Origin of the sequence: Sphingomonas sp. HF-S4, assembly GCF_032911445.1 — a bacterium.
Lineage (GTDB): Bacteria > Pseudomonadota > Alphaproteobacteria > Sphingomonadales > Sphingomonadaceae > Sphingomonas > Sphingomonas agrestis.
Genome location: NZ_JAWJEJ010000001.1, coordinates 73149 through 88037, shown reverse-complemented (window position 1 = coordinate 88037; position 14889 = coordinate 73149). Strand labels below are relative to the sequence as shown.

The 14889-nt window shown below is 67.0% G+C and carries 17 protein-coding genes; 12 read left to right on the top strand and 5 right to left on the bottom strand.

Translation table 11 applies throughout. The annotated features are described in order from the left end of the window. The first annotated feature begins 117 nt into the window (after positions 1–117). The 10 genes from RZN05_RS00430 to RZN05_RS00385 all read left to right on the top strand — a co-directional run bounded on the left by RZN05_RS00430 (position 118) and on the right by RZN05_RS00385 (position 8064). Positions 118–555, top strand: a complete 438-nt coding sequence (locus RZN05_RS00430) for a copper chaperone PCu(A)C (RefSeq protein WP_317224652.1) — start codon at positions 118–120, stop codon at positions 553–555. A 139-nt stretch (positions 556–694) separates the two neighbouring features. Next, complete coding sequence (locus tag RZN05_RS00425; protein WP_317224651.1) at positions 695–2497, top strand: Tad domain-containing protein; 1803 nt, start codon at positions 695–697, stop codon at positions 2495–2497. Continuing rightward, positions 2494–3093: a TadE/TadG family type IV pilus assembly protein gene (locus RZN05_RS00420; protein WP_317224650.1), complete on the top strand. Its 600-nt coding sequence runs from the start codon at positions 2494–2496 to the stop codon at positions 3091–3093. The genes RZN05_RS00425 and RZN05_RS00420 overlap by 4 nt, the downstream gene beginning before the upstream one ends. Continuing rightward, positions 3090–3791 (top strand): TadE/TadG family type IV pilus assembly protein, encoded by a 702-nt coding sequence (locus tag RZN05_RS00415; protein WP_317224649.1) that lies wholly within the window; start codon positions 3090–3092, stop codon positions 3789–3791. Before RZN05_RS00420 ends, RZN05_RS00415 begins: the two co-directional genes overlap by 4 nt. Before the next feature lie 53 nt (positions 3792–3844). After that, positions 3845–4375 (top strand): PH domain-containing protein, encoded by a 531-nt coding sequence (locus tag RZN05_RS00410; protein WP_317224648.1) that lies wholly within the window; start codon positions 3845–3847, stop codon positions 4373–4375. A 159-nt stretch (positions 4376–4534) separates the two neighbouring features. Continuing rightward, positions 4535–5395: a CDP-alcohol phosphatidyltransferase family protein gene (locus tag RZN05_RS00405; RefSeq protein WP_317224647.1), complete on the top strand. Its 861-nt coding sequence runs from the start codon at positions 4535–4537 to the stop codon at positions 5393–5395. A 6-nt stretch (positions 5396–5401) separates the two neighbouring features. Beyond that, positions 5402–6493 (top strand): inositol-3-phosphate synthase, encoded by a 1092-nt coding sequence (locus tag RZN05_RS00400; RefSeq protein WP_317224646.1) that lies wholly within the window; start codon positions 5402–5404, stop codon positions 6491–6493. A 1-nt stretch (position 6494) separates the two neighbouring features. After that, the gene (locus tag RZN05_RS00395) at positions 6495–7196 is read left to right on the top strand and encodes a phosphocholine cytidylyltransferase family protein (RefSeq protein ID WP_317224645.1); all 702 of its coding nucleotides are present in this window, start codon (positions 6495–6497) and stop codon (positions 7194–7196) included. A gap of 76 nt (positions 7197–7272) precedes the next feature. Further along, positions 7273–7539, top strand: a complete 267-nt coding sequence (locus RZN05_RS00390) for a DUF1294 domain-containing protein (protein WP_317224644.1) — start codon at positions 7273–7275, stop codon at positions 7537–7539. A gap of 66 nt (positions 7540–7605) precedes the next feature. Further along, positions 7606–8064, top strand: a complete 459-nt coding sequence (locus tag RZN05_RS00385; RefSeq protein WP_317224643.1) for a vgr related protein — start codon at positions 7606–7608, stop codon at positions 8062–8064. A gap of 9 nt (positions 8065–8073) precedes the next feature. On the opposite strand, the gene RZN05_RS00380 is transcribed toward RZN05_RS00385, so the two are convergent. The 3 genes from RZN05_RS00380 to RZN05_RS00370 all read right to left on the bottom strand — a co-directional run bounded on the left by RZN05_RS00380 (position 8074) and on the right by RZN05_RS00370 (position 10394). Further along, complete coding sequence (locus RZN05_RS00380) at positions 8074–9495, bottom strand: hypothetical protein (RefSeq protein WP_317224642.1); 1422 nt, start codon at positions 9493–9495, stop codon at positions 8074–8076. A gap of 137 nt (positions 9496–9632) precedes the next feature. After that, positions 9633–10016, bottom strand: a complete 384-nt coding sequence (locus RZN05_RS00375; RefSeq protein ID WP_317224641.1) for a response regulator — start codon at positions 10014–10016, stop codon at positions 9633–9635. Positions 10017–10022: 6 nt separating this feature from the next. Continuing rightward, positions 10023–10394 (bottom strand): response regulator, encoded by a 372-nt coding sequence (locus RZN05_RS00370; protein WP_317224640.1) that lies wholly within the window; start codon positions 10392–10394, stop codon positions 10023–10025. 172 nt (positions 10395–10566) lie between these two features. On the opposite strand from RZN05_RS00370, the gene RZN05_RS00365 reads away from it, so the two are divergent. Next, on the top strand, positions 10567–13170 hold the full coding sequence (locus RZN05_RS00365) for a hybrid sensor histidine kinase/response regulator (protein ID WP_317224639.1): 2604 nt from the start codon (positions 10567–10569) through the stop codon (positions 13168–13170). Positions 13171–13210: 40 nt separating this feature from the next. Here the strand turns inward: RZN05_RS00365 and RZN05_RS00360 are convergent, their stop codons facing one another. After that, positions 13211–13531: a putative quinol monooxygenase gene (locus RZN05_RS00360; protein ID WP_317224638.1), complete on the bottom strand. Its 321-nt coding sequence runs from the start codon at positions 13529–13531 to the stop codon at positions 13211–13213. A gap of 116 nt (positions 13532–13647) precedes the next feature. Then, entirely contained in the window at positions 13648–14127 is a 480-nt protein-coding gene (locus RZN05_RS00355) for a VOC family protein (protein WP_317224637.1), read from the bottom strand. 138 nt (positions 14128–14265) lie between these two features. Here RZN05_RS00355 and RZN05_RS00350 point away from each other — a divergent pair, with 138 nt between their 5' ends. Continuing rightward, positions 14266–14859, top strand: a complete 594-nt coding sequence (locus RZN05_RS00350; RefSeq protein WP_317224636.1) for a TetR/AcrR family transcriptional regulator — start codon at positions 14266–14268, stop codon at positions 14857–14859. Positions 14860–14889: the final 30 nt, after the last annotated feature.

Here is a 14889-nt window from a genome sequence, read left to right as displayed (position 1 = left end):
CGCGCGTCCCGATCAGGCGACGCCGGAGCAGCAGTTGCGAAAGCGATATAGGTGCGCTGGCGCTTGCCGCAAGAAGGGTGGAATTCTAGGGAGCATCCCGAAATGGGAGACGGGTCGATGCGTGGATTTCCGGTGATCGTTGCGGCGTCGCTATTGCTCGCGGGCTGCGGCAAGCCCGCCGAGCTCGCCGCGCGCGACGCCTGGGCGCGGCTGCCCGCGGTCCAGGGCCGGCCGGGCGCCGCCTATTTCACGATCCAGGGCGGCGCCACCGCCGACACCTTGCTCGCCGTTGCCACTCCCGCCGCCCTGCGCGCCGAGGTTCACGAGACCGTCACCACGCAGGGCGTCATGGCGATGCGGCCGGTCGATACCGTCACCGTCCCCGCGGGCCAGAGCGTCGCCTTCGCGCCCGGCGGCCGCCACGTCATGCTGTTCGATCTCGGCCCCAACGTGAAGCCGGGCACCCGCATCCCGCTCGCGCTCGCCTTCGCCAGCGGCAAGCGCGTCGAGGTCCAGGCCCAGGTCGTCGCCGCCGGCGACCCGGCGCCCCGGTAAACCAAAAGACTCCCCTCCCTGCGAGCAGAGAGGGGAAGCGAATCATTCCACCCCTGCATCCGTAAAACCCCGCAGGGCAAAACTCCCTAACCCACTGGAAACTACCTCTTTTCCATTCCCACCCCAAAAGGCGCTCCAAATGACGGACCGCATCCCGGTCCCAGTGCGGAGCGTGGGCTTGAAGCAGGATCGGCAGCAGCGTTCGGGGTTCATGGTGCGGCTCGCGCGCGACAGCCGCGGCACCACCTTGGCGATGATGGCGGCGCTGCTCCTGCCGCTCGCCGCCTTCTGCGGCTGCGCGATCGACACCGCGCGGCTCTATGTCGTCAAGGCGCGGCTCCAGCAGGCCTGCGACGCCGGCGTGCTCGCCGGCCGCAAGTCGATGACCGACGTCTCGCTCACCAACACCACGCTCGATGCCACCGCCACCGCGCAGGCGCAGACCTTCTTCAACAACAATTTCCGCACCGGCTGGTTCAAGACCGCGTCCGCCAGCTTCACGCCGTCCAAGACCGCCGACGCGCAGGTCGCGGGCGCCGCCAGCGCCAATGTGCCGATGACGATCATGACGATGTTCGGCTTCGCTACCCAGCAGATCAACGTCACCTGCCAGGCGAGCTACGACATCGCCGACACCGACGTGATCTTCGTCCTCGACACCACCGGCTCGATGGCCTGCCTGCCGAGCGACGACGACAGCACCTGCAACAACTATGTCGGCTCGGCCGGCGCGACGAGCTACAGCCGCCCCGCCGACGGCACCGCCAGCGGCAATGACAGCGTCGCCGGCTATCCCGGCAGCACCGCTTATTATGTCCCCGAAAAGAGCGGCTCGCGCATGGCGGCCTTGCGCTCTGCGGTGATGAGCTTCTACGACACGATGGCCTCGGCCGCCGATCCGTCGACCCACATCCGCTACGGCTTCGTTACCTACACTTCGACCGTGAATGCCGGGAAGGCGATCACCTCGATCTCGCCCTCCTACATGGTCGGCGGCTCGGGCAGTGCGAACAGTCAGTGGGGATATCAGTCGCGCTATCAGACCGGCACCTGGTTCGGCACGCCGACCTGGCGCTACCAACAGCTCAACTTCGACGTGCGCAACTATGTCGCCGGCAATGCGGTCATCGATCCCAGCAAGACCAACGGCAGCACCAATCGCTGGGCGGGCTGCATCGAGGAGCGCGCCACCACCGCCGGCGCGACGAGCTTCAGCCAGACGGCGCTGCCGCCCGATCTCGATCCCGATCTGGTGCCGGGCAGCAATATCGACACCCAGTGGCGCCCGATGTGGCCCGAGCTGTTCTACGCCCGCAACAATTACGGCAGCAGGGCAGACGCGACATCGACCGGCGACAGCAGCAGCCACCCCAATGTCGGCGGCGCCGCGTCGTCGCTCCAGCAGGGCTTCGTCTCGTGCGGCAAGCCGGTCGCGCGCCTCAAGACGATGACCCGCACGCAGGTGTCGAACTTCGTCAACGCCACCGATTTCCGCGCGATCGGCGGCACCTATCACGATGTCGGGATGATCTGGGGCACGCGGCTGATCTCGCCCACGGGCATCTTCGCAGACGACACCGCCGCCTGGCCCGCGCGCCAGGCGCCGAACCGCGTGATCGTGTTCCTCACCGACGGCGACATGTCGCCCAACACCGGCGTCTACGGGATGTACGGCAACGAATATTACGACCGGCGGGTGAGCAACGGCGACTTCACCAACTTGAAGGCCTATCACAACGCCCGCTTCCTCGCCGAATGCAGCGCGGCCAAGGCGCGCAACATCCAGGTCTGGACGGTGCAGATCGATTCGAGCGCGACCAACGAGATGAAGGCCTGCGCCACCACCACCAGCCAGGCGCTGTTCACCACCACCGGCTCGGGCCTCTCCGCCGCCTTCACCAATATCGCCAAGCAGGTGGCGATGCTGCGCGTGTCGCAATGAGCGCGGCGCGCCGCCTCCTGGCCCGTCTGGCGGGCGACCGCCGCGGCGCCGCCGCGATCGAGTTCGCCATCCTCGCGCCGGTGATGCTCACGCTGATGATGGGGCTGATGGAGCTCGGCTATCAGGCCTATGTCCAGGCCGCGGTCACCGGCGCGGTGCAGAAGGCCGGGCGCGACAGCGCGATCCAGGGCGCCACGGCCGCGACGATCGACGCCAAGGTGCTCAGCCAGGTCCAGGCGATCGCCAAGGGCGCGAGCTTCACCGCGGGCTTCCCCACCCGGCTCAATTATTCGAACTTCAGCGCGATCGCGCCCGAGCCGTTCGTCGACTCGAACAGCAACGGCGTGCGCGATGCCGGCGAATGCTACACCGACGTCAACGGCAATGGTCGCTGGGACGACGATGCCGGCCGGACCGGCCAGGGCGGCGCCAACGACGTCACCGTCTACACCGTCTCGGTCGACTATAGCCGGCTCTTCCCGGTCGCGCGCTGGTTCGGCTGGTCGGGCACCGCGACGCTCAGCGCGAGCACCACGCTGATGAACCAGCCTTATGCCAGCCAGACGGTCAACAACCCCCCGACGATATGCAAATGACGCACGCCCTGCTCCACCGCTTCGCCGCGGCGACCCGCGGCATCGCGATGCTCGAATTCGCCCTGGCGCTGCCGGTGGTGCTCCTGCTCGGCTGCTTCGGGATCGAGACTGCCAACCTCGCGATCGCCAATCTGCGCGTCAGCCAGATCGCCTCGAATCTGGCCGACAACGGCTCGCGCATGGGGATGATGACCTCGCTGTCCACCGTCCAGCTTCGCGAGCTCGACATCAACAACGCGCTCCAGGCCGCACGGCTGCAAGGCGCTGCAATTGGTCTCGGCGACAATGGCCGGGTGACCGTCTCGAGCCTCGAGAACGTTCAACAAAGCTACGATACCGCCCCGGTCCAGCGCATCCACTGGCAGCGCTGCTTCGGCCTCAAGCGCGGCACGGGCTATGATTCGAGCTACGGCACCACCAGCACCACCGCGGGAACCGACGCGACCAAGGCCAATGCCGGCACCACTTCGACCGGCATGGGCGATCCCGGCGCGGTGGTCACCGCGGCAAGCGGCTCGGCGCTGATCTTCGTCGAAGTCAATTACGACTATCAGCGCCTGTTCGGCGGCACCTTCATGGGCCCTGCCAAGCTCCGCTACGTCGCCTCGTTCCTCGTGCGCGACCGCCGCGACCTGTCGCAATTGTTCAACCCCTCCCCCGCCGCGACGCGCTCGACCTGCGACAAATATACGGCGTGAGTTGAAGCGGCGGCGATCCGCGCTATCCTTCCCGCAAAGGGAGGCCCGCACACATGCCGCAAGCCATCGATCGTTTCCGTTCGTCCACGCTGGGCTGGCTGCGCGGCACGCTCGCCGGCTGGGGCACCGTCGTGCTGCTGCTCGCCGGGGTGGTCGGGACGATCTGGGCACTCGCTCAGCGCCCGGTCACCGGCTGGGCATGGCTGTTCCCGATCGCGCTGGTCGCCGCGCTGCTCGTCCTGCTCGCCAAATGGTTCGAGAACCTCGCCACCGCCTATGAAGTCACGCAGGACCGGCTGATCCTCCACAGGGGCATCTTCCTCAAGTCGATCGACGAGATCGAACTCTATCGCGTCAAGGATGTCCGCATCGATTTCTCGATCGTCAACCAGATCGCCGATCTCGGTACGATCAGCATCACCTCGTCGGACGAGACCACCCGCGACGCACCTTTGGTGATCCGCGATGTCGAGCGCGCCCGCGCCCGCCGCGAGACGCTCCGCGGCCTGGTCAACGCCGCCCGCCGCGAGCGCGGCGTCCGCGAGATCGACATGGTCCACGAGGATTTCGGCGAGCCGACTTGAGTCTCCGCTCTCTTTCGAGAGGAATTTTCATGCACTCCGCGCGTTGCCCCTAGGGCAAGCGACCAAAAACGATCGTTACGGCAGTGTGTTCCAAAACCGTCGCAAATGTATAGCAAATGACTTGCTGATTACCTTGCTCGCGCTGTATGTGGCAGGCCGATGACAATTCCTCCGCCGGACGGGTCGCGGGATCGCCGGATCGAGGATCCGACCAACCTCTGGATCATTCACCCCGCAGGGCGGCTCCTGCTTCCCTGGGCCATCGCGCGCGGCATTTCGGCAAACTTCGTTTCGGTCATCGGGCTGATCCTCGGCGCCCTCGCCGCAGCCTGCTACGCCAATTGGTCGTCCTGGCCGTTCGCGCTGCTCGGGCTGGTCTTCTCGGTCGGCTGGCTGATCGCCGACGGGCTCGACGGGATGATCGCCCGCGCCACGCGCACTGCCAGCGCGCTCGGCCGCGCGCTCGACGGGATGTGCGATCACGGCGTGTTCGCCTTGCTCTACCTCGTCCTGGCCTATTCGGTCGGCACGCTCGAAGGCTGGATTCTCGCCACTGCCGCGGGCGTGACCCACGCGGTCCAGTCGAACCTGTACGAGAGCGAGCGCACCCGCTTCCATCGCCGCTGCAAGGGCGAGACGCCGGTGCCGCCCGCGCCGAGTCGCAATCCGCTGGTCCAGCTCTACGACTGGGTCGCCGGCAGCATCGATCGCGTCGCCTTCCGCCTCGATCAGGCCATGTCCCGCGCCGCCGATCCGGTCGCGTTCGGGCAGGCCTATGCCGTCCGCGCGCTCGGCCCGATGCGGCTGATGCGGCTGCTCACTGCCAACGCCCGCGTGTTCGCGATCTGCCTCGCCTGTCTCGCCGCCGATCCGCGGCTGTTCTTCTGGTTCGAGATCGTCCCGCTCACTGCGCTGCTCGTCATCGGCCTGGTCTGGCACCGCGCCGTCGAAATCCGCTTCCTCCGCTCGGCGGGGGTGGCGTCCCAACAACCAACTAACTCCCCCATTCAGAGGACCTGAATTGCAATGAAGAGCATCAACATCGCGATCGTCGGCATCGGCAACTGCGCCAGCTCGCTCGTCCAGGGCCTGTCGCACTATCGCGACGGCGCCAACGATACCGTCGGCCTGATGCACTGGGACCTCGGCGGCTATCGCCCGAGCGACATCCACGTCGTCGCCGCCTGGGACGTCGACGCGCGCAAGGTGGGCAAGGACGTTGCCGAGGCGATCTTCGCCAAGCCCAATTGCACCGCGGTGTTCTGCGAGAGCATCGAGCCGACCGGCGCGGTCGTCCAGATGGGCCGCATCCTCGACGGCGTCGCCGATCACATGGCCGACTTCAACGATGACCGCACCTTCGTCGTCGCCCAGGATCGCGAAGCGACCAAGGAAGAAGTCGTCCGCGTGCTGCGCGAGACCAAGACCGACGTGCTGATGAACTACCTCCCGGTCGGCAGCCAGGAAGCCAGCGAGTTCTACGCCGAATGCGCGCTCGAAGCCGGCGTCGCCTTCGTCAACAACATCCCCGTCTTCATCGCCAGCAACCCCGAATGGGCCGATCGCTTCACCCAGGCGGGCGTTCCGATCATCGGCGACGACATCAAGGCGCAGCTCGGCGCGACGATCGTCCACCGCGTGCTGACCGATCTGTTCGCCAAGCGCGGCGTCAAGCTCGAGCGCACCTACCAGCTCAACACCGGCGGCAACACCGACTTCCTCAATATGTCGAACCACCGCCGCCTCGCCTCGAAGAAGGTCTCCAAGACCGAGGCCGTCCAGTCGGTCGCGGCCGAGCGCCTCGAGGACGAGAACGTCCATATCGGCCCGTCGGATTACGTGCCGTGGCAGAACGACAACAAGGTCTGCTTCCTGCGCATGGAAGGCTCGATGTTCGGCAACGTGCCGATGAACCTCGAACTGCGCCTCTCGGTCGAAGACAGCCCGAACTCGGCCGGTGTCGCAATCGACATGATCCGCTGCGCCAAGCTCGCCAAGGATCGCGGCATCGCCGGCCCGATCGACGCCGCCTCGGCCTATTTCTGCAAGCATCCGCGCACGCAGATGACCGACGATCTGGCGCAGACCGCAGTCGAGGCATTCATCGCCGCCGCCTGAGGTGATCACCACCGCAGTCCTGCTCGCCGCGGGCGAAGGCAGCCGCCTTCGCGCCGCGGCGGCGTCCAAGCCGCTCTGCCCGGTCGGCGGCAAGCCGCTGATCGAGCATGCTATCACCGGCTTCGCCGCGGCGGGTCTCGCGCGCGTGGTGGTGGTGCTCGGCTATGAGGCGGAGAAGATCGAGGCGCACCTCGCGTCCCGATCCTGGCCGATCGCAGTCGAGACCGTCCGCACGCCCGACTACAAGCAACCCAACGGCGTCTCGGTCCTCGCGGCCGAGGCGACGCTGGCCGGCGGCGAGGCGGTGCTGGCGATGTGCGACCATCTCGTCGATCCCGCGCTCTACGCCCGCGTTGCCCAGGCCGGCGCTGGCGACGGCGCCCGCCTGGCGATCGACCGCAACATCGAGAGCGACCTGGTCGATCTCGATGACGTCACTGCCGTGCGCACCCAGGGCGACGCGATCGTCGGCATCGGCAAGCACTTGCCCGACTATGATTGTTTCGACACCGGCGTCTTCGCGATCGGCCCGGGCCTGTTCGCCGCGCTGAACGGCCTCGCCTCCCCTTCGCTCACCGAAGGCATGCGCGTCCTCGCCGCCGCCGGCACCGCGCTGACGATCGACTGCAGCGACCTCGCCTGGATCGACGTCGACGACCCCGCCGCGCTGGGCAAGGCCGAGGACTGGCTCCGCGCGGCCTGACACTGATCGACGCATCGGCCCCGCCGCTTGCGGGGCGGAAACAAAGTCGCAACCGTCCTTGCGATAGACGGGCCGGATGCTCGCCGCCGCGTTCGCCTGGATCCTCGGCATCAACCTGTGGACCATCCTGCGCTTCTGGCAGGACAAGAAGCGCGCGATCGCCGGTGCGCGCCGCATCCCCGAGAGCGACCTCCTGGGGCTCGCCCTGATCGGCGGCTCCCCGGGCGCGTTCGCCGCGCGACACCTGTTCCGCCACAAGACGCGCAAGCAGCCCTTCTCCACCCACCTCATGCTGATCGCCGCGACCCAGGCAGGTATCGCGATCGGACTTTTCGCCCTCTGAAAGCATCGCGGATCGGGTCCTACAAATCCCGGTGACAAATAGCGCTCAAATGTTCATGCTGCACGCATGACCAGCCGCTCGCTCACCGAAGGTGAAACCCGCATGTGTGCGTCAGTGTTCGGCGCCGCGATCGACTATTCGCAAGCGAAGGTCGCCAACAGCAAGTGGATATTCTTCCAGCCGTCGAACACCACGATGGCGCCGCGCGGAACGATCCACTTCCATCCCAAGAGCGGCATCTATTACGAGGATTTCAGCCAGGCGCCGCTCGGCGTCCAGGCGTTGTTCCTCCACGAGATGGTCCATATCTGGCAGCACCAGAAGGGCATCTTCCTGCCGATCAAGCGCCATCCCTTCTGCCGCTACGATTATGCGCTCAAGCCCGGCCAGTCCTTCGAGAAATACGGGCTCGAGCAGCAGGCCGAGATCATCCGCCACGCCTATCTGCTGCGCAACCGCTGCATCATCGCCGGCGCCCCGCCGCTCGCGCAGTACGAGACGCTGATCCCCTTCAAGCCGGCCTGACGCCCGCCGCTATTGCGGCTCGGGGTCGTTCCGCAGGGTCGCGCCCTTGCTGGAGGGCGCAGGCGATGGCCGCGGTGGCGGCGCAGTGCTCGGCGCGGGCGGCGGCGCGCTACGCTCCGGACGCGTCCAGCCGCCATTGCCGCGCGGTGGCCGTGTTGCAGGCGGCGCACCGACCCCCGCATCGGGGCCCTGCCGGGACCAGCGCGGCGCGCCCTCTGCAGGCCGGGGCCGCGGCACCGTTGCGGGTGCTCCCGGCACCGCATCGGGACGGGGCCGCGACCACGGCCTCGAACCGCCCGACGGCCGGCTCGATGCCGGCGGCACGCCGGGGGTCGTCGGATCGGTTCCGCGGTCGGGCCGCGGTCGCCAGCCCCAACCCGGCCGGCGTGGCGGACTCACCGCCGGGGCCGGGGCCGTGCCTGGGGTCTCGGTCATTGGCACGGGGGCAGTCGCCGGCGGCCGCGGCCGCCCGTCTTGCCAGCCTCCCGGCCGCGGCCGGCCCGGGCCGCCGGCGTCGGGCCCGGACGGACGGCCAGGCTGCCACCCCGGGCGAGGACGGCCCGGCGTTTCATCGGGTCCGCGCGGCGGCCCCGGCTGCGCGCCCGGCGGGCGTCCCCCCTGGCCCGGCTGCCGCGGCCGATCGATTCCCGGCCGGGGCCGCCCCGGACCGCCGAACCCCGGCCGATCGCCGGGCTTGTGCCAGTTCCCCGGCGGCGAGCCCTGGAACCCGCCCTCGCGCCAGCGGCGGAACTGCTCGGCCAGTGCCTGGCGCCGCAGCCGCTCGGCGGTCAGCCGGTGGCGCCAGTCGGCGTTGCGCACCGTCTCGCGATGGCGGCCCCAGCCGGGATGGCGGGTCATCCCATTGTCCCACAGCGCGACGCTGCCCCAGATCATCGGCCCGGTATCGATCCACGCCTGGCTGTCGACCGCGCGCCACTGCTTCTGCAGCATCGCGCGCAGCAGCAGCCGGCCGCGCGCGTACAGCTCGGCACCTTCGCCGAGATGTTCCGACCCCGCGTCGCGCGGCATCGCCCCGCCGTCGGGGCCATAGACCACCGCCACCGTCTCGCCCTCGAAGCCGAAGCTCATCCCCGGCCGCACCGCGAGGAACGGCCCGTCTTCGCCCGGTGCGAAATAGAAGCTGCGGATGCCGTCGCCGGTCTCCTCGACGACGATGCGGTGCCCGTCGGCGAGGTCCCACGCCCAGGGCTCGGCATCGTCGAAGGTGAAGGCATGGTCGGGCGGGGCGTCGCCGATCGCTTCCCACAGCGAGTCGGCGCGGTCGATGAACGCATAGGAATCCGGGCTCTCGATCGCGCTCCATGCCGGTGCCGGCGGCGCCTCGTACAGCCCGTCATAGGGCATCATGCATGCCGACAATGCCAGCGCCGCCGCCAGCGTGCCGAGCCGCGCCGCAACTCCCCGGTCCATCCTGCCCTCCTGTTCTTTCCCGCTCCGAACCTTCGCCCCGGGCGCTGAACAAAGGATGACCATGTCCTGCAACGAATTGAAAGCTTTGGAGCACTCCCCTCCCTGCTTTCAGAGAGGGGGATCTTCGATGACCAGCCTTACTCCCGCCGGAACAGGTTGTTCTTGAGCACTTCGTCCACGCGGCGGACCAGTTCCTCGGGCTCGAAGGGCTTGACCAGATAGTCGTTGGCGCCCGCTTCCATCGCCTCTTCCACGGCGTCCTCGCCCCCCTTGGCGGTCAGCATCAGGATGGGCGTGAGGTACAGCCCCGGCAGCCGCCGCAACGCGCTGAGGATGTCGACGCCCTGCATGCCGGGCAGCCCGCGGTCGAGGATCACCAGATCGGGCTTCTTGAACGCGATCGTCTCATAGGCCAGCGTGCCGTGCCCGATCACGCCGATCAGATGCCCGGCATCGGTCAGTACCTGCTGGACCAGCGCGCCGACCAGCTCGTCGTCCTCGACATAAATGATCCGTGCCATGCCGCCTCAGCGCTTCGCCGCAAGCAGCTCTTCGACACGGAACACGAGTTCGTCAGGATCGAAAGGCTTTTTCATATATTCGTTGGCGCCTGCGAAGCGCGCCAGTTCCTCGTCGCGGTCGCTGCGCCGCCCGGTGAGCATCATCACCGGCAAATCGGCATATTCGGGCATTTTCCGCAGCTCCTGGACGACCAGCACCCCCGAGACCTCGGGCATGTTGCAGTCGAGGATCAGCAGGTCCGGTCGCCGCGCCTTGACGATCTTGAGCGCGTCGGCGCCGTTGCTCACCAGCCCCGCGCCGTGCCCCGCCGCGATCAGCGCGTCGCGGGCCATCTCGCCCACGATCTCGTCGTCGTCCGCGATGATGATCCGTGCCATTCTGCCAAACCCTTCGACCCGCCCGAGGCGCCACATGCCACCCCTATTATAACGCATGATAAGCGCTATCGAGCCTGCGACGGATAAATTGCCCGGCACGCGGGTTCTAGTCCGCAACAAAAAATTGGCGATTTATCCTATAGTAGAGGTTGGGGTTTCAGGGAACTCGACGATGAACAACGCCATTCGGCACCGGTCGCGGACGATGATCGTGGCGGTGTTCCTGCTGCTGATCTGCTCCGCGGCCTCGGGGCTGTGGCTTGCCTCGCAGAAGCAGGCCGCGGAGAAATGGGTCCGCCATACCTTCGAAGTCTCCGAGCATCTCGCCAAGGTCCGCATCCTCAGCCTGCGCGCCGAAGTCTATCGCCGCGGCTACCTGCTCACCGGGACGCAGGAGGATTTCCTCGCGGTCGAAGCCCAGCGCGGCGTGCTGCCGCGCGAACTCGATGCACTGCGTTCGATGATCACCGACAATCCCGAACAGGGCGTCCGCGTCGCGCGGCTCGCCTCGCTGATCCAGGAGCGCCTCTCGGCCGCGCAGCAGACGATGTGGCTGCGCCGCACCGGTCGCACTGCCGAGGCGATCGCCGCGCTCGACAGCGCCGAATCGCACGCCGCCACGGTCCGCCTGCTCCGCACGATCAACGAAATCGAGACCGAGGAAGACCGCCTGCTCGCCGAGCGGCTCGATCGCGCCAACGCCTATGAACAGCCCGTCCGGATCGCGTTCGTCGGCAGTGCCTTCCTAGTCCTCCTGCTCGCCTTGCTCGTGCTGCGCGACCGCCGCGCGCGAATGCTGAGCCTGCGCGAGGCCAACGACCAGCTCGAACAGGACATCGCCCGCCGAGAGATCGCCGAGGCACAGCTCGCGTTGCTCGCCCAGAACGCCACCGACGCGGTGTTTCGCATCGATCTCGACGGCACCGTCACCTATGCCTCGCCCTCGACCGAACAGGTGCTCGGCATCCAGCCCGAGCTCGCCGTCGGCGGCTCGATGGCGGGGATGGTCCACAAGGAAGACAAGCCCGCGCTGTTCGACTTCTACACCCGCCTCGTCGCGGGCGAGATCGAGCGCGGCGTCACTACGAACCGGATCGCGAAATATGGCTATGCCGGCGTCGAGACCTGGATCGAGGCGAGTTGCGGGCTGGTTCGCGATCCGGCGAGCGGCGCGCCGATCGAAGTCATCGCCTCGCTGCGCGACGTCACCAAGCGCAAGCACCTGGAATTCGCGCTCGAGATCGCCCGCGCGCGCGCCGAGGCTGCGGCGAGCGCCAAGTCGAGCTTCCTCGCCAATATGAGCCACGAGATCCGCACGCCGATGAACGGCGTGCTCGGTTTCGCCGACCTGCTGCTCCACAGCGAACTCAACCATCAGCAGCAGCGCCACGCCCAGTTGATCGTCGATTCGGGCAAGGCGATGATGCGCCTGTTGAACGACATCCTCGACATCTCGAAGATCGAGGCGGGGCAGATGCAGATCGCCCCCGAGCGCGTCGATTTCCGCCACGCGCTGCGCAACTGCGTCAAGCTGATCGAGCCCGCGGTCGCGCAGAAGGGCCTGCGGCTGTGGTTCGATATCGAGCCCGAGCTGCCGATGTTCGTCCTGATCGATGGGCTGCGCCTGCGCCAGATCGTGCTCAACCTGCTCGGCAACGCCGTCAAGTTCACCGAAACCGGCAGCGTCTCGATCGAGGCCAAGCGCGGCTGGCACGATCGCCGCGCGCATATCGAGATCACCGTCGCCGATACCGGCATCGGCATCGCCCAGGATCGCCAGCCGGCGATCTTCGAGCAGTTCGTCCAGGCCGAGCAGTCTACCGCGCGGCGCTTCGGCGGCACCGGGCTCGGGCTTGCGATCAGCAGCCAGCTCGCCACGCTGATGGGTGGCACGCTGGTGATGGAGAGCGAGGAGGGCAAGGGCACGCGCTTCACGCTGCGCGTGCCGCTCAAGCTCGCCGACCCCGGCGACGCGCATGCCCCGGTGATCGATCCCCCCAAGCAGGAAGTCGAGCGCCCGCTGCGCATCCTCCTGGCCGAGGATCACGACGTCAACCAGGCGCTGGTGGAAGCGATGCTCGGCAAGCTCGGCCATGAGAGCGTCACCGCCGTCGACGGCGCGCAGGCGCTCGCCGCCGCGGTCGCCGCGGCGCGCTCGGCCGAGCCGTTCGATCTCGTGCTGATGGACATGCAGATGCCGGTGATGGACGGCATCCAGGCGACCAAGGCGATCCGCGACGCGGGCATCAGCGCCGAGACGCTGCCGATCCTCGCGCTCACGGCCAATGCCTATGCCGACGACGTGGCCGCCTGCCTCGCCGCAGGGATGCAGGCGCATGTCGCCAAGCCGGTCCAGCTCGCCGACCTCGGCAAGGCCATCCGCCGCTGGGCCCGCCCCGAGCCGCTGGCGATCGAACCCGATGCCGATGCCGGTGCGGATGCGGATGCGGATGCCGGGGAACCGGCCCCCGCCCCTGCCCCCAGGCCCGCGGCCAAGCTCGTCATCTCCCCCGAGCTGCGCGCCCGGTACGACACCCGCAAGGCCGAGTTGCTCGCGCTGGCCGAGCGCATCGCCGCCAGCGCCCGCTTCGACGACGAGGAGATTTCCGAGCTGCGCGGGCTGCTTCACAAGCTTGCCGGCTCGGCCGGGCTGTTCCACGAAGCGCAGCTTGGCGTCCGCGCCGCCGATCTCGAGGACGCGCTGGAGATCTGCCCGCTTGGCGAACGCCCCGCCAAGGTCCGCGAGGTTACCGAGGCGCTGACGCAGGCGGCGTAGGCGCACAGACGCCTAGTTGTGGCGCCTGCTCAAAGAGGCCTCAGCTGTCCGGACGGATAGCATGAAGTATCCGCATACCATCCTCGATCGATCCTTGCATCAACGTCAGGAGTCGAGGCGCCATTTCGCTCATGCGAGGTGCCGTCAGGTGCTTGTTCAAGGCATCACGGCTTACCCAGCGTTCATACGCGATGAAGACGCCAGCTTCATCGGCGACTTCATGCATTTCATAGTCGATGCACCCAGGATCGTTTCTAGACAAGGTGACCGCGCTCTTGAGAAACAAGCGCATATCGTCTTCGCACCCTGGCTTCGCCCGTGCTTCCCAGATCACGGACACAAAGTCTTCCGCACGCGACATTCTAGGTCTCCCATATTGCGTAGGCGATGATCGAAATCCGTTCCCGCATGCATCGTGGCCATATGGCTGGCACACTCGCAGCCTGACGCCTTGGACTCAGGCTTGCCTCGTCTCGTCTAGGCTTTGGGACCGTCCGGTACGATCGGCCGGTCGACTTCGAAGATGTTGCCCCACGGGTCGGAGAAGACCGCGAAACGCCGATTACAGGCTTCGAAATCCATCGGTTCGGAGAGGATTGTTACGCCGCGTTCCTTCAGCATCCTTACGGCTTCGTCCACGTCGTCCACGCGAAAGCCCACATGGTGAAAGCCGTATAGCGACAAGCTGTCGTTCAGATCTGCGTAGTGCGGCTTCCGTTGGGCGCCCGGGCCACCCATGAGCTCGATACGAACGCGGTTGTCGGTAGCAGGCGACAAATATCCGAATGTGATGCCGCCTTCATATGGCCAGCTATGCACGAGCCGAAAGTCCAGCGTCTCGGTATACCAGCGGACGCCTGCGCTGAAGTCGGGCACCCGGACGGCGACGTGATTGAGCCACCAGGAGGCGAAGGGGCTTGACGCATTCTCATAGTCCGGAGCGGCGGGCATCGGCATGCTGATCTCCATTCTCTCTCGCGGAAACTTTGGTGCGCGCTAGATTTATGGAGCTACGCTCAGCATTGGAATTCGCATTTCATGAACGCCCCTCCGAAGCCCGCAATCGCCCGGAAACTGCCGGTTCAGGCTCGCTCCATGGCGACGATATCGGCCCTGCAAACCGCAGCGATTCAAGTTTTGACACGGGAGGGACTCGGCCACTGCACCACGACTCGTATTGCGCGGCGGGCCGGCGTTTCTGTGGGCACGATCTATCAATACTACCCCAATCGCGACGTGTTGCTCGCCGCCGTGCTGGAACGGCACCTGGATGGTTTTTCCGCTTCGGTGATCGGCGCATGCCAGGAGGTTGCGGGCAAGCCGATCGCCGAGATGACCAGGCATTTGGTCGCGGTTCTGCTACGCCTGAAAATGCACGATCCGCAGGAAGCGGCAGTCCTCTACGCCGTCGCGGCCGAGAAGACCGGGAAGAACATCGCGCTCACGGTCCACAATCTGATGCTGCCTGCAATCGCCGAGATGCTGCGATCGGCACCGGACGCCGAATTCCCACGCTTGCGCGTCACCGCCGAAGTGTTCCTCAGTATCTTCCTCGGGCTGCCGCGAACAATGCTCGAGGGCTATGCCTCAGCCGAATTTACGGAGTCCCTGGCGACGCAACTGGAAACGGCGTTGCTGGCCTATCTGCAAGCGGTCGGCACCGGAACGGGCCCCGCGCACAACGACTAGGGGGAAATGCTTCAACGACCGCTCAAGCGC